Here is a 20431-nt window from a genome sequence, read left to right as displayed (position 1 = left end):
CGATGTTGCCGGAACAGGCGTCCAGTATACGGCGCCGGGCCTGGCCAGGGGAATGCTTGCCGTTGACGGTGGCGGCTGTTGGCGCGAAGATGAATAAAACCCGCGTGATACGGACTTCGCGCAATGAAGAGAACAGGGATGGGCTCTACCCCCCTTCTGGGGGTCGATATCGGGACCAGTGCGGTCAAGGTGGTGGCGCTGCCGCGCCGTCATTCGCCGCGCTGGTCCGTCGTCCCCCTCCCCGACGGCGTCGTCAGCGAGAAACAGGTTCAGCAGCCGGAGGCGGTCGCCACTGCGCTGCGGACCGCGCTGGGCGAACTCGGCCGCCCCCCTCGCCGGGCCGCCCTGGCCGTGGGCGGGGCGGCGGTGATGACTCGCGAATGGCGCCTCCCCGCCAATCTGGAGGAGGAGGAGCTGGAGGCGCGGGTCCGGGAGGAGGCGGCGAGTGCCCTCCCCTTCGACCCGGCCAGCGTCTACCTCGACTTCCAGGTGCTCGGGCCCGATCCCGACGATGCCGGCCTGTGCCAGGTCCTGCTGGCGGCCTCGCGGGCCGACCAGGTAGACGGCCGCCTCGCCGCCGCCCGTGAGGCCGGTTTGCGCCCCTTGCTGGTGGACCTGGAATCCTTCGCCCTGGAGCAGTCCGCCGCCGCCATGGCCGGGGAGGGGGAAGCCGTGGCGGTGGCCGACATCGGGGCCACCAGCATGACCCTCGCCCTGGCCGGAGGCGGCGGACACCACTTCAGCCGGTCCCAGGCCCTTTCCGGGACTCCTCTGGCGACGGCCCTGTCCAGTGCCCGCGGCATGACCCGCGTCGAGGCCGAAAACGCCCTGCGCCAGGGAGAGGTGCCCGCAGACGATTTGGTCACCCCCTTTGTCGAGGCGGTAGCCGCCCAGCTCAATCGCCTCCTCCCGCTGGCTGCCGACCAGGCCGGCCGTGGCGCGGATCGCCTGCTCCTCGCCGGCGGCGGTGCGTTGACTCCCGGGATCGCCGCCGCGCTCCGGGATGCCCTCGACCTCCCCGTGGCCCTGGCGCGGCCCCTCTCCCGGAAGGGGGACGAGGCCCCCGCCGGCCTGCGCGGGATGGAGCCGGCCCTGGCCGTGGCCGCTGCCCTGGGACGACGGAGGCCCCTATGACGCACGCGGTGAACCTTCTCCCCTGGCGGGCGGAACGCCGTCGGCGCGAACGGCTGCGCGTACTCCTCCTGATCGCCGGGGCCCCACTGCTGGCGGCGCTTGTAGCCGGGGGCGCCTGGTTGCAACTGGCGGCCTGGCAGTCCGCCCAGGCCGAGCGGAATGACTACCTGGAGCGCGCCATCGGAGAGGTGGAAGAGCGTCTGGACGAGGTGACCCGCCTGCGCGAGGAGCGCGAGCGCATCGAGCAACGGATGGCGGTCCTGGAAGGCCTGGTGGTTCGGCGTGCGCAGCCCCTGCGGTGGCTCAATGGCCTGGTCGATGCGGTGCCCGAGGCCGTGGTCATCGATTCCCTGCGCGTGCACCAGGGCGCCATGGAGGTAGTGGGCGAGGCCCGTGCCAACGACGCCATCTCCCTCTTCATGAACAGCCTCGAACGGGCGGCGGCCTTCCGCGCGCCGAGGCTGGAGTTCATCGAGGAGACCGGGGAGGACGCCTACCGTTTTCGTCTGCATGTCCCCCTCAGGGGGACCACCGGAACCGGGGAGGGCACGGATGGCCCTGAGTGACCTGAATAATATCGAGATCGACCTGGCGACGGCGCACCGCTGGCCCCGCGGTGTCCGGCTGCTGCTGGCCGGGATGGGGACCGCCGTGGTCCTGGTGCTCGCCGGCCTCTTCCTGTTGCGGCCGGCCTGGTCGGATCTCACCGCCGCCGAGGCCCGGGAGGAAAAGCTGCTGGAGCGCTACGCCGACCGGCGGGCGCTGGCGGCGGATCTGCCGCGCCACCGGCAGCGCATGGAGGCCATCCGCGACCTCTACCGCGATCTCCTCGAGCGCCTCCCCAGGGGCAGCGAGATGGCCCGCCTCCTCACCCGGATCTCCGAGGCCGGCCGGTCCGCCGGCCTGCGCTTCGAGCGCTTCGAACCCCTCCCCGAGGTGCCGGACGAGTTCTACGCCGAGGCGCCGGTCCGGCTCCGCCTGAGCGGGACCTTCACCGAGTTCGGCCATTTCGTCCAGGCGCTGGTGGAGCTGCCGCGGGTGGTCACCATCGGTGACGTCACTATCGAGACCAACGAGGAGGGGGAAGGGGTCACTATCGAGATGACCGCGCGAACCTATCGCTACCGTGGCGGGGAGGAAGAGACGTGACCCGGTACCGTTCGATCCTGGCAGCGCTGGTGGTCCTGTTGCTCGGCGCCTGCGCCGATCCCGATCTCGAGGAGCTGGAGGCCCGCATGGCCAGCATGGAGAGCGAGGCGCGGGGCGAGGTGGCCCCGCTGCCGACCCTGAACGAGCCCGACCCGCCCGCCTTCGCCACCGAGGGGCGCAATCCCATGGAGCGCCCCGGCGGGAGCGAGGCGGCTACTCCCGATGGCGCCGAGGGGCCGGGCCCCGAGGATGGGCGCAAGCCGGATCCCCTGGAGAGCTACAGCCTGGAGGGTCTGCGAATGGTGGGGACCATGGGTTCCGGTGAACGGCGGGTCGCCCTGGTGGAGGACCCCGAGGGCCGGCTCCACTCGGTGGCCGAGGGTGATTACATGGGGCGGAATCACGGCCGCGTGGAGCGGATCACCGCCACCACCATCGAGTTGCGCGAATGGGAAGAGGCCAGTGACGGCTGGCAGCAACGGAACAACACCGTTACGCGCGACCACGCGCGTAACGGTCAGGAACCCTGAGCGGAGGAAAAGATGCGGCGAGCCATCCTGACATCCCTGGCGCTGCTCGGCGCGGGCGCGAGCCAGGCCGCGGAGCTGACCGGCGTCCGGGCGACGGACGAGGGACTCCATCTCGCTCTCGACGGGTCGGCGGAGCCCACCTCCTTCACCCTGGCCGACCCCCATCGGGTGGTGGTGGACCTGCCGGGGACCGGCAGCAGTGTCCAGCGGCATCCGGAGGTCGCGGAAGGTACGGTCCGCGATCTGCGGGTCATCGAGGCCGGCGGGCGGACCCGGGTCATCGCGACCCTGCCAGGGCCCCACGCCCACCGTCTGCGCACCACCGAGGAGGGGGTCCGGCTCGCCCTGGGCCGGGTCGGCCAGGACCCCGGCCCCGGGGAACCCGAAACCGGGGATACGGATATCGGGACATCGGCCGCTGGCGAATCCAATGCCGACGAGGCGGGACCGTCCACTGCCGAGGCCCGGCTGGAGGGGGTCGACTTCCGTCGTGGCGAGGCAGGGGCGGGGGAGTTGAAACTGGCGCTTTCCGGTCCCGGCGGCGAAGTCGATATCCGCCGTCACGAGGCCGGCTACCGCCTCTTCATCGACGGTGCCGAGGTCCCCGAGGGCCAGCGGCGGCGCTACGACGTACGCGATTTCGCCACGCCGGTAGAGCGGGTGGATGTGCGCCAGCGCCAGGGCGGAGCCCACCTGCTCGTCCACGCCGAGGGCGAGACCGAACACCGCCTCCATCGCCTGGACGGGGAGCTGACCCTGGCGGTCTCTCCTCGGGCCGACGAGGAGCCAGCGCAGGCGGAGGAAGACGGGGAGGCGGCCTATACCGGGGACCACCTGTCCTTCGACGTCCGGGATGCCGATATCCGCAGCCTGCTCTTCCGGATCGGCGAGTTCACCGGGCTGAACATGGTGGTCAGTGACTCCGTGCAGGGCAAGTTGACCATGCACCTGGAGAATGTCCCCTGGGACCAGGCACTGGACCACATCCTCACCCTCAAGGGTCTGGGCATGCGTCAGGACGGCGATGTCCGGATTATCGCCCCGCAGCAGGAGCTGCTCGATACCGAGAGCAAACGTCTGAAAGCGGAGCAGCGGCGGGACGAGCTGGTACCGCTGGAGAAGACCACCCTCCAGGTCAACTACGCCAAGGCCGCCGATATCGCCTCCACGCTGCGCTCCGAGGAGGGCGGCATGCTCTCGGAGCGCGGCTCGGTCCGGGTGGATGAGCGGACCAACAAGATCCTGATCCGGGATACCCCGGCCAACCTCCGCTCCGCCCGGGAGCTGGTGGAAGAGCTGGATGTGCCGGTGCAGCAGGTCATGATCGAGACCCGGATCGTCATCGCCAACGACGACTTCAGCGAGGACCTGGGAACCCGTTTCGGTGCCAGCCATGTCAGTGACACGAACGGTGGTGTTTCCACCGCCATTTCCGGGAGTGCTTCGGGCACGGGCAGCGCTATTGGTGAGAACAATACCGGTGGTAATGATGCCGTTACCAGTATAGGCGGGGGCGATCGAATGGCCGTGGACCTGCCGGTGAGCAATCCCGCCGGCCAGCTCGCCGTCTCGGTACTCGACGGCGATACCCTCCTGGATCTGGAGCTCTCCGCCCTCCAGGCGGAGAACGAGGGGGAGATCGTCTCCAACCCTCGGGTGATCACGGCCAACCAGCACGAGGCGGTCATCGAGCAGGGCGTGGAGATCCCCTACCAGGAGGCGAGCTCCAGCGGTGCCACCTCCGTCTCCTTCAAGAAGGCGGTTCTGAGCCTCGGGGTGACGCCGCAGATCACCCCGGATGGCCGTATCATCATGGATCTGGAGATCAGCAAGGACAGCGTGGGCGAGGTCTTCAACGGCGTACCCAGCGTGGATACCCGCGAGGTTACCACCCAGGCCCTAGTAACCAACGGCGAGACCGTCGTTCTCGGCGGGATCTACGAGACCGAGCAGAGTCGCGAGGTGGAGAAGGTCCCGCTGCTGGGGGACCTGCCGTTGCTGGGCCGCCTCTTTCGCCATACCCGGGAGGTCAACGCCAAGGCGGAGCTGCTGATCTTCGTCACGCCGAGACTGCTGGAGGGGGAGCCCACCCGGGAGCCGGTGGCCGACCAGCGGCTGGACCTCTGAGAACCCCCGCGGACCTCGCTGCTTGACCGCGCTCCGTCGGGCTGCCGTAACATGAGTGGATGCAAGCACCCGATCGAATCATCCTCGTGGGCCCCATGGGCGTGGGCAAGACCACCGTGGGGCGGCAGCTCGCCCGCGCCCTGAATCGGCCCTTCCAGGATGCCGATCGCGCCATCGAGGAGCGGACCGGGGCCAGTATCCCCTGGATCTTCGACATCGAGGGCGAGGAGGGCTTTCGCAGCCGCGAGCGCGGGATCCTCGACGAGCTGACCCGGGAGCCCGAGCTGGTGCTCGCCACCGGCGGCGGCGCCGTCCTCGATCCCGATACCCGCCGGAAGCTGGCCGAGCGGGGTTATGTCATCTATCTCTACGCCCCGGCGGGCCACCTCTACGAGCGGACCCGTTACGACCGCAACCGCCCCCTGCTCCAGACCGAGGACCCCCGCGCCCGCCTGGAGGCACTCATGGCCGAGCGCGATCCCCTCTATCGCGAAACGGCCCATCGCGTGGTGGAGACCGGGAACCGGCCGGCGCGGGCCGTGGTCCGCGAGATCATCCGCCCCTGGCGCGAGGAGTGAGCCCACGCCGGGCCCGGATGGTAGTAGAATCAGTGGACGAACCAGCGCCCACCCCGACCCCTGGACCCGGATGACCATGGAACAACTGGAAGTCGACCTCGGCGAACGCAGCTACCCCATCCACATCGGCCCCGGCCTGCTGGAGCACGGGGAGCGGGTGCGCGCCGGGATCCGGGGCCACCAGGCGCTGGTGGTGACCAATACCACCGTGGGCCCGCTCTATGCCGAACGGGTGGAGCAGGCGCTGGCGGGGCTGGAGGTGGAGCGGGTGGAACTCCCCGACGGCGAGGCCTACAAGACCTTGGACCAGCTGGACCCCGTCTTCACCCGCCTGCTGGAGCGCGGCTTCGAGCGCGGTGCCACCATCGTCGCCCTGGGGGGCGGCGTGGTGGGGGACATGGCCGGCTTTGCCGCCGCCTGCTACCAGCGCGGCGTCCCCTTCGTCCAGGTGCCCACCACCCTGCTCGCCCAGGTGGACTCCTCGGTGGGCGGCAAGACCGGGGTCAACCACCGTCTGGGCAAGAACATGATCGGCGCCTTCCACCAGCCCCGGGCCGTGGTCATCGATACCGACACCCTCGCCACCCTGGACGAGCGCCAGTTCGCCGCCGGCCTGGCGGAGGTCATCAAGTACGGCGTCATCGGTGACGCCGACTTCTTCGCCTGGCTGGAGGAGCACATGGGGGCGCTCACCGAGCGCGACCCGGCGGCGCTCACCACCGCTATCCGCCGCTCCTGCGAGGCCAAGGCGGCCATCGTCGCCGCCGACGAGCGTGAGGGCGGCCAGCGCGCCCTCCTGAATCTCGGCCACACCTTCGGCCACGCCATCGAGACCGGGATCGGCTACGGCCGCTGGCTCCACGGCGAGGCGGTGGCCGTGGGCAGCCTGATGGCCGCCGAGCTGGCCCGGCGCCTGGGCTGGCTGAGCGACGAAGAGGTCCACCGCATCGAGGCGCTCACCGTGCGCGCCGGCCTGCCCACCCGGGCCCCGGCGGATCTCTCCCGGGCGCGCTTCCTGGAACTCATGCGAGTGGACAAGAAGGCCCGGGGCGGCGAGATCCGGCTGGTCCTGCCCACCGCCATCGGGAACGCGACGGTGACCGCCGACTACGATCCGGAGGCCCTGGCCGCCACCCTGGACGAACACCACGCCCTGCCGGCCCGCTCCGTATCGCGTGGATAGGCAGGGTACCCATACCCCCGTCCCGGCGGAAGCAAGGACTCCAGTGGCAATGCGTCGCGGTGGTCCCCGCACGCCCGGCGCTGGTACATTGATCGGATCGAGCCATCGGGGGAGCCGGTGACAGCCCATGCGGATCTATATGCAGACGCCGCCCGTCGAGGGTAAGAACCCCCGTTTCTACCAGCTGCTTCTGCAGCCCGACCTGCTCGGGGGCTGGAACCTGGTCCGGGAGTCCGGCCCCCAGGGCGGGCGCGGGCAGGTCCGCAGCGAGCACTTCAACACCCGCGAGGAGGCCGAGGCGGCGCTGCAGCGCCGCCGGGACGACCAGGCCAAGCGTGGCTACCGGGTCGTCTTCACCCGCGGCGAGGAGCAGCCCTGATGCCCACCGGCGAGATCCCCTACCTGGAGATGCTGGGCCTGGATCGGCCCCCCTTCGCCCCGGAACCCGACCCCGACTTCTTCTATCGGGACGCCGAGCTGGGTCAGCGGCTGGACATGCTCGCCCACCTGGCCCGCTACGGCGACCTGCTGCTGATGATCATCGGCCCCGCCGGGGCCGGCAAGACCAGCCTGCGCCAGCAGTTCGTGGCCGAGAACCGCAACGAGCTGCAGATCGGCCAGGTGGAGGTGGACGAGGCCCTGGACGCCGACTCCCTGGCCGGCCGGATCGGCCAGGCCTTCGGCCTGGGCCCTGGCTCCACGCCGGCCGAGCTGACCCGGCAACTCCGCCAGGCCGGCCATGGCGGGACGCCCCTGCTGGTCGTCGACGATGCCCACCGGCTGGGGGCGGAGGCCCTGCGGCTCATCCTCGACCTGGCCGACAGCGAGGAGGACAGCGGGCCGGTGGTCCGCGTCATCCTCTTCTGCGAGCCGGCCATCGAGGAGACCCTGGCCGACGGCGAACTCGCCCCCCTGCGCGAGCGGATCACCCACACCCTCCAGATCCCCGGGCTCACCGCGGCGCAGACGGCGGCCTATCTCCACCACCGCCTGCGCGTGGCCGGCTTTGACGGCCAGCAGGACCCCTTCCCGGCCAAGGTGGCGCGGCGGATCCAGCGCACCGCCCGGGGCAACCCGGCGCGGATCAACGAACTCGCCCACAAGAGCCTGCTGGCCAAGGCCGGCCGTGGCAGCGGCCCCCGCCTGGCCCTCGCTCCCGACCGCCGAGTGATCTACGCCCTGGGCGGCGCCGCCGGTCTCGGCCTGGTGGCCCTGCTGCCCATCTGGGGCGGCGACGGTTCGGAGGAGAAGGAGCTGGAGCCGCTGGCCCTGGAACTGCCCGAGGAGGCAGGGCAGGCCGAGCCGGCCTCGGAGGAGGAGCCGTCGTCCGGCGGATCCCCCACGAGCCCGGAAGGCATGGCGGACGAGCGGCCCCGTCTCAAGGGCTGGCCCGCCGACGCGGAGGGTGGCCCGACCCTGGAACGCGTGGAGCCCGATGAGGTCCCGGCCGGGGAGGGCGAGCAGCGCCTGGTCCTCCACGGTGACGGCTTCCCCGAGGGGAGTCGCGTGCGGCTGGGTTATACCGGCGGTGCCCGGGACATCCCGGCCGACGCCGTGGAGCGGCTGGACGGGCAGCGGCTGGCCGTGACCTTCGACCCTGGGGGGGCCGCCGACACCTGGACCGCCCGCGTGTCCACGCCGGAAGGGCAGGGGACCGGGACCGCAAGCTTCCGGGTGGTCGCCCCCGACCCCGAACCCGAGCCGGCACCGGAATCGGAACCGGAACCCGAAGAGCCCACCGCCGAGCCGCCCGAGCAGGAGGAGTCCGGCGTAGCGGATTCCGCTGCGGCCGGCGCCACGGAGCCCGAGCCCACGGCCGACGAGACGCCCGAGTCTGCCCGGGAAGACACCGCACCGGCGGCACCCGAGCCGGAAGAGCCGGAGCCAGAGACGACGGAGAGCCTTCAGCCGGCCGAGCCCGCGGCGGCCGAGGAGACCGGCGGCCCCCACGGCAGCGACTGGGTTCGCCAGCGCCCCGGCGACCATCGCACCTTGCAGCTGCTGGCCAGCCACCGCGAGGAGGTGGTCCAGCGCGCCGCCGAGGGGCGCGACTGGCCCGATCCCGTGGCCACCGTGCTCACCGCCGATGGCTGGTACCTGCTCCTCCACGGCGACTATGCCGATGCCGAGGCGGCGCAATCGGCCGCCGCGGCGCTGGCGGAGCGCACCGATCTGGAGCCCTGGCAGCGGCCCTTCTCCGCCATCCAGGGACGCCTTCCCGGGAACGCCCCGGTGCCGGAGGAATCCACCGAGTCCACCGCAGAGGCCGAGGGGGCCGCGTGGCTGCGCGAGCAGGCCGGTCAGGTGACCCTCCAGCTCTTCGCCACCCGGGAACGGGAGCGCGCCCAGGCCTTCCGCGAGGAGAGCGACCTCGAGACCCGCCTGGTGGCCGTGGAGCGTGAGGGCACGCCGTGGTACCTGGTAGTTACCGGGGCCTGGCCGGATCGTGAAACCGCCCGCGCCGCCGTGGACGACCTCCCCGCCGAGGTGCGCGACCTGGGGCCGTGGCCCCGCCCCGTGGACGAACTCGCCGAGTCCCGGGCCGGCTCCGAGTGATCCCCTGCCCCGCGTGTTGATGCCTCGCCGCCGCGGGCCGCTATCCTGAGAGCGGCCCGCTGGGCGCCGGCTGGTCCTTGCGGCGGCCCGGAGGCTGGCAATGCGGTGGGGAGGATTAGTATACTTTCCGGCCATTTTGCCCGAAGCCACCGCCGCCGGCCCCGGGTTGCCTGGTTTGCACCCCGCGGGCCGGCGAGCGCGCGCCGCCCGACCCGCCGGCGGAAGACTTCCTCAAGAGGCACGCAGCATGAACGCGACCGAGCGCACATCCCGGGGCCTGTATCGCCCCGAATTCGAACGGGACAACTGCGGCTTCGGCCTCATCGCCCAGATGGACGGCGAGGCGAGCCACTGGCTGGTGTCCACGGCCATTGACGCCCTGGCCCGCATGACCCACCGCGGCGCCATCGCCGCCGACGGCAAGACCGGCGACGGCTGCGGCCTCCTGCTGAAGAAGCCCGACGCCTTCTTCCGCGAGGTTGCCGCCGAAAAGGGCTTCGAGCTGGCCGACCCCTACGCCGTGGGCATGGTCTTCCTGAGCACCGACGAGGCCGCCGCCGATCGCGCCCGCTCCACGCTGAATGCGGAGCTGGAGGCGCGCGGGCTCACCGTTGCCGGCTGGCGCGAGGTCCCCACGGACCCCTCCGCCTGCGGCCAGGAGGCGCTGAACAGCCTGCCGCGCATCGAGCAGGTCTTCGTCAACGCCCCCGCGGGCATGGACGAGTCCGCCTTCGATCGCGAGCTCTTCGTCGCCCGGCGCAAGGCCGAACAGACGCTGGAGCCGGAGGACGAGACCTTCTACGTCCCCAGCCTCGCCAGCCAGGTCATCGCCTACAAGGGGCTGGTGATGCCGGCCTATCTGCCCACCTTCTTCCAGGACCTGGGCGAGGGCGGCATGGCCAGCTCCATGGCGGTCTTCCATCAGCGCTTCTCCACCAACACCTGGCCGCGCTGGCGCCTGGCCCAGCCCTTCCGGTACCTCGCCCACAACGGCGAGATCAACACCATCCAGGGCAATCGCAACTGGTCGGTGGCGCGCGCCCACAAGTTCGCCTCGGACCTCGTCCCCTTCGACGAGATCCGGCCGCTGGTGGGCCTCTCCGGCTCCGACTCCAGCAGCCTGGACAACATGCTCGAGGCGCTGGTGGCCGGCGGCCTGGATATCTTCCAGGCCATGCGCCTGCTCATCCCGCCGGCGTGGCAGAACCTGGAGACCATGGACCCGGAGCTGCGCGCCTTCTACGAATACAGCGCCATGCACATGGAGCCGTGGGACGGGCCCGCCGGCATCGTCCTCACCGACGGCCGCCACGCCGCCTGCGGCATGGACCGCAACGGCCTGCGCCCGGCGCGCTGGGTGGTCACCAAGGACCGCCACATCACCCTGGCCTCGGAGATCGGCGTCTGGGACTACGATCCCGCCGACGTGGAGGCCAAGGGCCGCCTCAAGCCGGGCCAGATGATCGCCGCCGATACCCACACCGGGGAGCTGTTGCTGCCGGAGGCCATCGACGACCGCCTCAAGCGCCGCCAGCCCTACAAGGAGTGGATGGCCCGGCACGCCCGGCGGCTGGAGGCGAGCCTGGAGGAGGAGCTGGACGCCTTCCGGCCCCTGGATCAGGCGGCGCTCAACGTCCACCAGAAGATGTACCAGGTTACCTTCGAGGAGCGTGACCAGGTCCTGCGCATCCTCGCCGAGGGCGGCCAGGAAGCGGTAATGTCCATGGGTGACGACACCCCGCTGCCGGTGCTCTCCCGGCGGGTGCGGCCGCTCTACGACTATTTCCGCCAGCAGTTCGCCCAGGTGACCAACCCGGCCATCGACCCCATCCGGGAGCAGATGGTCATGTCCCTGGAGACCTGCTTCGGCCGCGAGCAGAACGTCTTCGAGGAGTCTGCGGAGCACGCCGCGCGGCTGTGCATCGACTCCCCGGTGCTGTCGCCGTCCAAGTTCCAGCGCCTGCTGGCTACCGGCGGGGACTACGCCCATACCCGCATCGATCTGGGCAACGACGCCGCCAGCGGCGACCTGCGCACGGCCATCGAGGCGGTCTGCGACCAGGCCGTGGCGGCCGTGCGCGAGGGCACGGTGGTCCTGGTCCTGTCCGACCGCGACCTGGCCCGGGAACGGCTGCCCATCCACGCCCTTCTGGCCACCGGCGCCGTCCACCATCGCCTCATCCGCGAGGGGCTGCGCTGCGACGCCAACATCGTGGTGGAGACCGGCACCGCCCGGGACTCCCACCACCTGGCGGTGCTCATCGGCTACGGCGCCACCGCCGTGCACCCGTATCTGGCCTACCAGTGCATCCGCGATCTCCAGGCCACCGGCGAGATCCGCGAGCAGGACACGGCAAAGCTCTTCCACGACTACCGCAAGGGCGTGAACAAGGGGCTCTACAAGATCCTCTCCAAGATGGGGATCTCCACCATCCACAGCTATCGGGGCGCCCAGCTGTTCGAGTCCGTGGGCCTCAATGACGAGGTGGTGGATCTGTGCTTCGTGGGGACGACCAACCGCGTCCAGGGCACCGACTTCCAGGACCTGGCCACCGGCCAGCAGGCGCTGGCGAAGGTCGCCTGGAACCCGCGCAAGCCCATCGACCAGGGCGGCCTGCTCAAGTACATCCACGGCGGCGAGGACCACGCCTACAACCCGGACGTGGTCCACGCCCTCCAGGATGCGGTGAAGACCGGCGACCGGTCGAAGTACGACGAGTACGCCCGCCTGGTCAACGAGCGGCCGACCCTGGCCTTCCGCGACCGCCTGGCGCTGCGCGAGGGCACCGACTCCATCCCGCTGGAGGAGGTGGAGCCCATGGAGTCCATCGTCCGCCGCTTCGATACCGCCGCCATGTCCCTGGGCGCCCTCTCCCCGGAGGCCCACGAGACCCTTGCCCAGGCGATGAACCGGCTGGGCGGGCGCTCCAACTCCGGCGAGGGCGGCGAGGACCCGGACCGCTACGGCACCGACCGCCGCTCCAAGATCAAGCAGGTGGCCTCCGGCCGCTTCGGCGTCACGCCGGCCTACCTGCGCTCGGCGGAGGTCATGCAGATCAAGGTGGCCCAGGGGGCCAAGCCCGGCGAGGGCGGCCAGCTCCCCGGCCACAAGGTCAACGACCTCATTGCCCGGCTGCGCTACTGCAAGCCGGGGGTGTCGCTGATCTCGCCGCCGCCGCACCACGACATCTACTCCATCGAGGACCTGGCCCAGCTCATCTTCGACCTCAAGCAGGTCAATCCCCAGGGGCTGGTCTCGGTGAAGCTGGTCTCCGAGGCCGGCGTGGGTACCGTGGCCGCCGGCGTGGCCAAGGCCTACGCCGACCTCATCACCATCGCCGGCCACGACGGCGGCACCGGCGCCAGCCCGGCCACCTCGGTGAAGTACGCCGGCTCCCCGTGGGAGCTGGGGCTCACCGAGACCCACCAGGCCCTGCGCGCCAACGACCTGCGGGACAAGGTGCGGCTGCAGACCGACGGCGGCCTCAAGACCGGCCTGGACGTGATCAAGGCGGCCATCCTCGGCGCCGAGTCCTTCGGCTTCGGCACCGGTCCCATGGTCGCCATGGGCTGCAAGTACCTGCGGATCTGCCACCTGAACAACTGCGCCACGGGGGTCGCTACCCAGGACAAGGTCCTGCGGATGGACCACTTCATCGGCAAGGTCGACATGGTGGAGAACTACTTCCGCTTCGTCGCCCAGGAGGTCCGTGAGCTCATGAGCCGCCTGGGCGTGCGCAGCCTGGACGAGCTCATCGGCCGCGCCGACCTGCTGGTGGAGAAGGAGGCCGAGACCCGGCAGCAGGCCCACCTGGACCTCTCCGGGCTGCTCGGCGATGGCGGCGTGCCGGCGGACAAGCCGCGCCACTGCCTGCAGTCGAGGAACGAGCCCTACGACCAGGGCGAGCTGGCCGAGCAGATGGTCGCCGACCTCCTGCCGGCCATCGAGGCGAAGTCGGGGGGCGAGTTCCACTACGACGTGAAGAACGTCAACCGCTCCATTGGCGCCCGGATCTCCGGCGAGATCGCCGTGCGCCACGGCGACTACGGCATGAGCGAGGCCCCCATCACGCTGCGGCTCACCGGTACCGCCGGGCAGAGCTTCGGCGTCTGGAACGCCAGCGGGCTCAACATGGTCCTGGAGGGGGATGCTAACGACTACGTGGGCAAGGGCATGGCCGGCGGCGAGCTGGTGCTCTACCCGCCGCAGGGTTCGACCTTCGCCAGCCACCGCACCGCCATCATCGGCAATACCTGCCTCTACGGGGCCACCGGTGGCCGGCTCTTCGCCGCCGGCACCGCCGGCGAGCGCTTCGGCGTGCGCAACTCCGGGGCCACGGCGGTGGTGGAGGGGGCCGGCGACCACGCCTGCGAATACATGACCGGCGGCATGGTGGCTGTCCTCGGCGAGACCGGGGTGAACTTCGGCGCCGGCATGACCGGCGGCTTCGCCTTCGTCTACGACGAGGACAACACCTTCGTGGACCGCTACAACCACGAACTCATCGAGATCCAGCGCATCGGCACCGAGGCCACCGAGGCCTACCGCAACCACCTGCGCGACCTCATCGGCGAATTCGTCGGCGCCACCGGCAGCGAGCGTGGCCAGTGGATCCTCGACCATTTCGCCGATTGCGTGGAGCGGTTCTGGCTGGTCAAGCCCAAGGCCGTGGAGCTCGCTGAGCTCCTGGATGACCTGCGGCGCCGCGCCGCCTGAACGGACAGGACACGAAAGCATGGCCAACAACTTCCAGTTCCTCCAGGTCCCGCGCGTCGATCCGGAGAAGCAGCCGGCCGAGGTGCGGATCAAAGAATTCAGCGAGATCTACGGCGAGTTCGATGCCGAGACCGCCGCCTCCCAGGCCGATCGCTGCCTGGAGTGCGGCAACCCGTACTGCGAGTGGAAGTGCCCGGTGCACAACTACATCCCCAACTGGCTGAAGCTGGTCAGCGAGGGGAATCTGTTCGAGGCCGCCGAGCTCTCCCACAAGACCAACAGCCTCCCCGAGATCTGCGGCCGGGTCTGTCCCCAGGATCGCCTCTGCGAGGGGGCCTGTACCCTCAACGACGGCTTCGGTGCGGTGACCATCGGCTCGGTGGAGAAGTACATCTCCGACGAGGCCTTCAAGCAGGGCTGGCGGCCGGACATGTCCGGCGTGGTGGACACCGGCAAGCGGGTGGCGGTCATCGGTGCCGGCCCGGCCGGCCTCGGCGCGGCGGATATCCTGGTGCGCAACGGCGTCACCCCGGTAGTCTTCGACCGCTATCCCGAGATCGGCGGCCTGCTCACCTTCGGCATCCCGGAGTTCAAGCTGGAGAAGGAGGTCATCCGCACCCGTCGCCAGATCATGGAGGAGATGGGGGTGGAGTTCCGGCTGGGGGTCGACGTCGGCACCGACATTACCTTCGATGCCATCGAGGCGGAGTACGACGCCGTCTTCCTGGGTATGGGGACCTACACCTACATGAAGGGCGGCTTCCCCGGCGAGGACCTGCCCGGCGTGGTGGATGCCCTGCCCTTCCTGGTCTCCAACGTCCGCCACTGCCTGGGCCTCCAGGAGCCGGGGGAGGACTTCATCGACATGGCCGGTCAGCGGGTGGTGGTCCTAGGCGGTGGCGACACCGCCATGGACTGCAACCGCACCTCCATCCGCCAGGGCGCCCGCTCGGTGACCTGCGCCTACCGCCGGGACGAGTCCAACATGCCCGGCTCCAAGAAGGAGGTCGCCAACGCCAAGGAGGAGGGTGTGAACTTCCTCTTCAACCGCCAGCCGGTGGAGGTGGTGGGCGACGGCCGCGTGGAGGGCGTGAAGGTGGTCACCACCGAGCTGGGCGAGCCCGACGAGCGCGGCCGCCGCAGCCCCCAGCCGGTCCCCGGCTCCGAGGAGATCATCCCCGCCGACCGGGTGCTGGTGGCCTTCGGCTTCCGCCCCGACCCGCAGCCCTGGTTCACCGATTTCGGCATCGAGGTGGACGAGCGCGGCCGGGTCCGCGCCCCCGCCGAGCAGGCCTGCCACCATCAGACCACCAACCCCAAGGTCTTCGCCGGGGGCGATATGGTCCGCGGCTCCGACCTGGTGGTCACCGCCGTGTACGAGGGCCGTCAGGCCGCCGAGGGGATCCTCGACTTCCTGGAGGTCTGAGGGGTTTAGCTAGTTCGGGGCCGGGGGGTAGCGGCCCGAGTGGACTGGTCGGGGCGGGTGACCCTTACCGAACGTGTGGAATGCACCGAGCAGCGCAGCCCGAAAGGGAAAAGGAAGCGCGCTTGTCTGAGCGAAGCGAGTTTGCGCGCTTCCCCCTTTCGGGCGAGCCGCGCAGGGCACCCGAAGGGTGCATTCCCCCGCACGTTCGGTAAGGGTCACCCGCCCCGGCCGCCACTGACCGCTCCAGGGTCTATCCGAGCCGCGTATCCAGGCCGGGCCGGCCGTTCCGCACGGGCTGCCAGGGCCCACTTGTCCGGGGCGTTGCGCTACCATGGCGAACAGTGATTACCGCCGGCGGCAGGCCGGCCCCATCCGGGAGAGAACATGACCGAGTTGCGCAACGACCGCCTCCTGCGCGCCATCGCCGGCGAGCCGGTGGACGCCACCCCCGTCTGGATGATGCGCCAGGCCGGCCGCTACCTGCCGGAGTATCGCGCCGTGCGCGAGCGCGCCGGCAGCTTCACCGGCCTGGCCCAGAACCCGGAGATGGCCTGCGAGGTCACCCTCCAGCCCCTGGAGCGGTTCGACCTGGATGCCGCCATCCTCTTCTCGGACATCCTCACCGTCCCGGATGCCATGGGCCTGGGCCTGCGCTTCACCCCCGGCGAGGGGCCGAGCTTCGATAACCCGGTGCGTGACGAGGCCGCCATCCGCAACCTGCCGGTGGTCGACCCCCACGCGGAGCTCAAGTACGTCCCCGATGCGGTCTCCCTCATCCGCCGGGAGCTGGCCGGCCGGGTCCCGCTCATCGGCTTCGCCGGCAGCCCCTGGACCCTGGCCACCTACATGGTGGAGGGCGGCTCCAGCAAGGACTACGCCCGACTGAAGACCCTCATCTACGACCGCCCGGAGCTGGCCCACCACCTGCTGGCGGTCACCGCCGATTCCGTCACCGCCTACCTCAACGCCCAGATCGCGGCGGGGGCGCAGGCGGTGATGATCTTCGATACCTGGGGCGGCGTGCTTACCCCCCGGGACTACCGGACCTTCTCGCTGGCCTACATGCAGCGCATCATCAACGGCCTGGACCGCCACGCCGACGGCCGGCGGGTGCCGGTGACGCTGTTCACCAAGAACGGCGGCCAGTGGCTGGAGTCCATGGCGGAGACCGGCTGCGACTGCCTGGGACTGGACTGGACCACCGACCTGGGCGATGCCCGGGCGCGGGTGGGCGACCGGGTGGCGCTGCAGGGCAACATGGACCCCATGATGCTCCACGCCCGCCCGGAGCGGATCCGCGAGGAGGTGGCCACCATCCTGGAGAGCTACGGTCGTGGCTCCGGCCACGTCTTCAACCTCGGCCACGGGATCACCCCCGACGTCGACCCCGAGCACGCCCGCGCCTTCATCGACGCCGTCCACGAGCTCTCCCCGGCCTACCACACCTGAGCGGGCCCTACTCGCCGAAGGCCTCGGCGAGCAGGGCGCGGGTGAAGGCGGTCCGCAGGTAGAAGCCGCGCGGGTTGACGGTGATCCGGCGGCCCTCGGCGTCGAAGGCGGCGGTACGCGCCCGGCCGTGGGCGGCCTTGGGCCGGACCTGGAGCCAGGTCCCGGCGTGGGCGGTGAGCCCGGCCGCTCCCTCCAGGGTCAGCCGCTCCCGGAAGGCCTCCCAGTCCGAGCGCAGGGTGGCCGTCTGCTCCGCCGTGGGGGACCAGAGCCAGGGTGTGCCCACCCGTCGTTCCCCCGGCGGGATGGCCGGGTCGCCCTCCACCGGGACCCAGAGCACGCGGGCGAGCTTCCGGCCGACCCAGGAGGCCTCCCAGGACTCCCCCAGCGAGGTCAGGTCGGCGGTGCAGACGTAGGTGGTCTCCCGGGGCTCGGTGGGCCCCTGGAGGGGGAGGGTCTTGAGCTCCACCCCGAGGTGGGCGAAGTCGTGAACCGCCCGGGAGCCGCCGTCGGCCCCCAGGGCGGTCTCCATTACCCGCCCCGCCCAGCCCTTGGAACGGCGCAGGTCCGTCGGAACGGCGAGCCCGCACCGCCCCGCCACGGCGCCCAGGGTGGACCCGGCCAGCGCCGTGGCGCGGTGGTGGAGCTCTTCCTCGTCGCGGGGGGCGGTCACCATGGGGTCATGGTACCGCACCCGGCGTCCCCTCTCAGGTCATGTCGGGGACCAGCCCGGCGATGATCTGCTCCATGGCCTCGTGGAGGGCGTTGTCCTCGTCGATGTGGGGGTTCGCCAGCTCCTCGGCGGAGAAGGTGTGGTGGGCCTGCTTGGAGTCGGAGGCCACGGTCATGTAGTAACTGTCGGCGGCCTTCTCCGGCGTCTCCAGCTCCGGGTTGGGCCGCCAGTCCACGCGGCCGATCGTCACGCCGCGGCTCATGCCGAGTTCCTGGAGCTTGCGGTCGACGGCCTCGCGGCCGCGGACCCGGGCGTCGAGGTCTGCCTGGCTGATGCTCATGGTGGCTCCTCCTCGTTGTATCATTCGCGGGCCGTGCCAGCCCGTCCCCTCCGCATGGCAGCGAGGGGGCGGCATTTCAACCCGCCCGGGAGGAAGTATGGGCTACAAGCGCCGCGCCCGCCTGCTCTTTCTCGGCCAGTCGGCCGAGGTCGCCGCCGACCTGGCGCGGGAGCGGGCGCCGGAGTGGGTGAAGCCGGTGGGCGAGCCGCCCTTCGACCTGGTTATCCGGCTGGGGGAGGCCGATGACCCGGCCCCCGAGGGGGTCCGCTGCCTCCATTGGCCGGAGACCGACCGCGACGGCCTCATCCGCCGCATCGACGGCCTGGCCGGCGGCATGCGCCTGCTCGCCCGGAGCGAGGGGACCACCGCGCCGGGCGAGTAGGGCCGAAACGAAGGCGGTATACGGTGCGGGCAACTGCAGTGGTTGAGAGGGTGGGGTACCGGCAGCCGGACGAGGGGGTAACGCACCCTTCGGGTGCCCTGCGCGGCTCGCCCGAAAGGGGGAAGCGCGCAAACTCGCTGTCGCTCAGACAAGCGCGCTTCCTTTTCCCTTTCGGGCTGCGCTGCTCGGTGCGTTACACACGTCCGGCTACCGCCACCCCACCCTCTAACGACCATCGGTGGCCCATCCGGTCAGCATTCCGGGTCGGTGGGAGCCCATGCGTCCGGCAACCGGTACCGCTTCCTCCCGGGAACACCCCTCCCGGGAATCTCCCGACTGTCCTCCTGCGTCGGGTCTACTCCGCCCGCCAGGTCCCCGACTTGCCGCCGCGCTTCTCCAGCAGTCGCACGCCGTCCATGACCATGCCGCGGTCCACCGCCTTGCACATGTCGTAGATGGTGAGCAGGGCTACCTGGACGGCGGTGAGCGCCTCCATCTCCACGCCGGTGCGCCCCGTGGTCCGAGCAGTCGCCTCCACGCGGACGGCGGCCAGGTCGTCTTCCGGCGTGAGGTCCACCTCCAGGGCGGTAAGGGGGAGGGGATGGCAGAGCGGGATGAGGTCGGCGGTGCGCTTGGAGCCCATGATCCCCGCCACCCGGGCGATGCCCAGGACGTCGCCCTTGGCGTGGTCGCCGGCGCGGATCCGCTCCAGGGTCTCCGCCGCCATGCGGATGCGGCCTTCGGCCACGGCCACGCGCTCGGTCTCCGCCTTGTCGCCCACGTCGACCATGTGGGCCTCGCCGGCGGCGTTGAAATGGGTGAGTTCGCTCATGACACGGGCTCCCGATGGCTGCGGGGCCATGATAGGCTGCCTCGGGATTGGGTCCAAACTCGGCAGGTTGCCATGAGTATCCAGGTACGCTTCTTTGCCAGCCTCCGCGAACAGCAGGGTCGGGAGCAGACCGTCGTTTCCGGGGCGGCGGACGTCGCCGGCGTCTGGGCCGCCGCCACCGAGGGCGCCGAGCCGCCGGCGAATGCCCTGGCGGCGGTGAACATGGCCTACGCCGACTGGGACAGCCCGGTGGCCGACGGCGACGAGGTGGCCTTCTTCCCGCCGGTGACGGGGGGCTGACGCCATGGAGGTCGTGATCCTCGACGCCCCCTTCGACCCCTGGTGCGAGCTCTCCTCCCGCCAGGCCCGGCGGACCGACCTGGCCGGTCGCTACGGCGGCACCGCGGTCTTCGTCGGCACCATGCGCGGTGCCAACGAGGGGCGGCCGGTGACCCGGATGAGCCTGGAGCACTACCCCGGCATGACCGAGGGCCAGATCCGGGCCATCGGGGACGAGGCCGCCGAGCGCTGGGCCATCCAGGACGCCCTGGTCCTCCACCGCAGCGGCGTGCTGGAGCCGGGGGAGCCCATCGTCCTGGTGGCCACCTGGGCGGAGCACCGGGGAGACGCCCTGGAGGCCTGCCGCTACATCACCGAGGGCCTCAAGGCGCGCGCCCCCTTCTGGAAGAAGGAGCTGGGTCCTGACGGCGAGCACTGGGTCGAACGCAACACGGATGGCTACGCCTCCCCCTGAACGGCCCCTTGAATCGAATCGCAGCCGGGCCCAACGTGGCCGGAAACACCGCTATCACAGTCAGGAGTACCCATGGCCGAAGAACTCACCAGCGAACAGGTCCGCGAGCTGGAGCAGCAGCTGCGCGATCGCCGCGAGTACCTGCGCGGCGAGATCCGCGACGAGCTCCAGCGCATGGAGAACGAGCACTACAGCGACCTGGCCGGCAACGTCCACGACTCCGGGGACGAGTCGGTAGCCGACATGCTCAGCGACCTCCAGTACGGGATCGTCGACCGGCAGGTGGAGGAGATGCGGGCCATCGAGGCGTCGCTGCAGCGGATCCGTGAGGGGCGCTACGGCCACTGCCAGGTCTGTGACGAGCCCATCGAGGTAGCCCGCCTGAAGGCGCAGCCCACCGCCACCCGCTGCCTGGAGCACCAGGCGGAGTACGAGCGCAATCACGAGGGCGCCGGCGCCCCCGGCAACCTCTGAATCCCCCCGGGGGCCGGAACGCAGAGGGCCCGCCACCGGAAGTCGAATCCTCGCTCCGGTGGCGGGCCCTGTCTGCATACGGGGCCCGGCGGGCCCCGGTGGAACACCAGCCAGTCGTCAGCGACTGACC

At 70.8% G+C, this 20431-nt stretch carries 19 protein-coding genes; 16 read left to right on the top strand and 3 right to left on the bottom strand.

Annotated features, from left to right (window positions below):
• The first annotated feature begins 138 nt into the window (after positions 1-138).
• The 12 genes from pilM to hemE all read left to right on the top strand — a co-directional run bounded on the left by pilM (position 139) and on the right by hemE (position 16849).
• Positions 139-1134, top strand: a complete 996-nt coding sequence (gene pilM, locus BM272_RS09180; RefSeq protein ID WP_159433055.1) for a type IV pilus assembly protein PilM — start codon at positions 139-141, stop codon at positions 1132-1134.
• A complete protein-coding gene (locus BM272_RS09175) occupies positions 1131-1700 on the top strand; it encodes a PilN domain-containing protein (RefSeq protein ID WP_093428490.1) in 570 nt (189 codons plus the stop codon). Before pilM ends, BM272_RS09175 begins: the two co-directional genes overlap by 4 nt.
• The gene (pilO, locus tag BM272_RS09170; RefSeq protein WP_159433054.1) at positions 1687-2283 is read left to right on the top strand and encodes a type IV pilus inner membrane component PilO; all 597 of its coding nucleotides are present in this window, start codon (positions 1687-1689) and stop codon (positions 2281-2283) included. The genes BM272_RS09175 and pilO overlap by 14 nt, the downstream gene beginning before the upstream one ends.
• Complete coding sequence (locus BM272_RS09165) at positions 2280-2813, top strand: pilus assembly protein PilP (protein ID WP_093428488.1); 534 nt, start codon at positions 2280-2282, stop codon at positions 2811-2813. The genes pilO and BM272_RS09165 overlap by 4 nt, the downstream gene beginning before the upstream one ends.
• 12 nt (positions 2814-2825) lie before the next feature.
• Complete coding sequence (pilQ, locus tag BM272_RS09160; RefSeq protein ID WP_093428487.1) at positions 2826-4940, top strand: type IV pilus secretin PilQ; 2115 nt, start codon at positions 2826-2828, stop codon at positions 4938-4940.
• Between the two features lie 59 nt (positions 4941-4999).
• Positions 5000-5518, top strand: a complete 519-nt coding sequence (aroK, locus tag BM272_RS09155) for a shikimate kinase AroK (protein ID WP_093428486.1) — start codon at positions 5000-5002, stop codon at positions 5516-5518.
• 76 nt (positions 5519-5594) lie between these two features.
• Positions 5595-6701, top strand: coding sequence for a 3-dehydroquinate synthase (aroB, locus tag BM272_RS09150; protein ID WP_093428485.1), 1107 nt, complete (start codon positions 5595-5597; stop codon positions 6699-6701).
• Between the two features lie 127 nt (positions 6702-6828).
• Complete coding sequence (locus BM272_RS09145; RefSeq protein ID WP_093428484.1) at positions 6829-7080, top strand: WGR domain-containing protein; 252 nt, start codon at positions 6829-6831, stop codon at positions 7078-7080.
• Positions 7080-9257, top strand: a complete 2178-nt coding sequence (locus BM272_RS09140) for an AAA family ATPase (protein ID WP_093428483.1) — start codon at positions 7080-7082, stop codon at positions 9255-9257. Before BM272_RS09145 ends, BM272_RS09140 begins: the two co-directional genes overlap by 1 nt.
• A 247-nt stretch (positions 9258-9504) precedes the next feature.
• On the top strand, positions 9505-13974 hold the full coding sequence (gene gltB, locus BM272_RS09135) for a glutamate synthase large subunit (RefSeq protein ID WP_093428482.1): 4470 nt from the start codon (positions 9505-9507) through the stop codon (positions 13972-13974).
• 19 nt (positions 13975-13993) lie between these two features.
• Positions 13994-15400, top strand: coding sequence for an FAD-dependent oxidoreductase (locus BM272_RS09130; protein WP_093428481.1), 1407 nt, complete (start codon positions 13994-13996; stop codon positions 15398-15400).
• Positions 15401-15784: 384 nt separating this feature from the next.
• Complete coding sequence (hemE, locus tag BM272_RS09125; protein WP_093428480.1) at positions 15785-16849, top strand: uroporphyrinogen decarboxylase; 1065 nt, start codon at positions 15785-15787, stop codon at positions 16847-16849.
• Positions 16850-16856: 7 nt separating this feature from the next.
• Here hemE and mutH read toward each other — a convergent pair whose 3' ends face one another.
• Both mutH and BM272_RS09115 read right to left on the bottom strand, forming a co-directional pair.
• On the bottom strand, positions 16857-17522 hold the full coding sequence (gene mutH / locus BM272_RS09120) for a DNA mismatch repair endonuclease MutH (RefSeq protein ID WP_093428623.1): 666 nt from the start codon (positions 17520-17522) through the stop codon (positions 16857-16859).
• A gap of 31 nt (positions 17523-17553) precedes the next feature.
• Positions 17554-17859 carry a hypothetical protein gene (locus BM272_RS09115; RefSeq protein ID WP_093428479.1) on the bottom strand — a complete coding sequence of 102 codons (306 nt, stop codon included), beginning with the start codon at positions 17857-17859 and terminating at the stop codon, positions 17554-17556.
• Positions 17860-17956: 97 nt separating this feature from the next.
• Here BM272_RS09115 and BM272_RS09110 point away from each other — a divergent pair, with 97 nt between their 5' ends.
• Complete coding sequence (locus BM272_RS09110) at positions 17957-18241, top strand: hypothetical protein (RefSeq protein ID WP_093428478.1); 285 nt, start codon at positions 17957-17959, stop codon at positions 18239-18241.
• A 355-nt stretch (positions 18242-18596) separates the two neighbouring features.
• On the opposite strand, the gene moaC is transcribed toward BM272_RS09110, so the two are convergent.
• Positions 18597-19073, bottom strand: a complete 477-nt coding sequence (gene moaC, locus BM272_RS09105; protein ID WP_093428477.1) for a cyclic pyranopterin monophosphate synthase MoaC — start codon at positions 19071-19073, stop codon at positions 18597-18599.
• A 72-nt stretch (positions 19074-19145) separates the two neighbouring features.
• Here moaC and BM272_RS09100 point away from each other — a divergent pair, with 72 nt between their 5' ends.
• The 3 genes from BM272_RS09100 (at position 19146) to BM272_RS09090 (ending at position 20301) form a co-directional block, all read left to right on the top strand.
• On the top strand, positions 19146-19373 hold the full coding sequence (locus BM272_RS09100; RefSeq protein WP_093428476.1) for a MoaD/ThiS family protein: 228 nt from the start codon (positions 19146-19148) through the stop codon (positions 19371-19373).
• A gap of 4 nt (positions 19374-19377) precedes the next feature.
• Positions 19378-19827 carry a molybdenum cofactor biosynthesis protein MoaE gene (locus BM272_RS09095; protein WP_093428475.1) on the top strand — a complete coding sequence of 150 codons (450 nt, stop codon included), beginning with the start codon at positions 19378-19380 and terminating at the stop codon, positions 19825-19827.
• Between the two features lie 72 nt (positions 19828-19899).
• Entirely contained in the window at positions 19900-20301 is a 402-nt protein-coding gene (locus BM272_RS09090) for a TraR/DksA family transcriptional regulator (protein WP_093428474.1), read from the top strand.
• Positions 20302-20431: the final 130 nt, after the last annotated feature.

The sequence above is a fragment of the Thiohalospira halophila DSM 15071 genome, from assembly GCF_900112605.1.
Lineage (GTDB): Bacteria > Pseudomonadota > Gammaproteobacteria > Thiohalospirales > Thiohalospiraceae > Thiohalospira > Thiohalospira halophila.
Note: the sequence above shows the minus strand (reverse complement) of the source record. Positions and strands in the feature narration are given on the sequence as shown.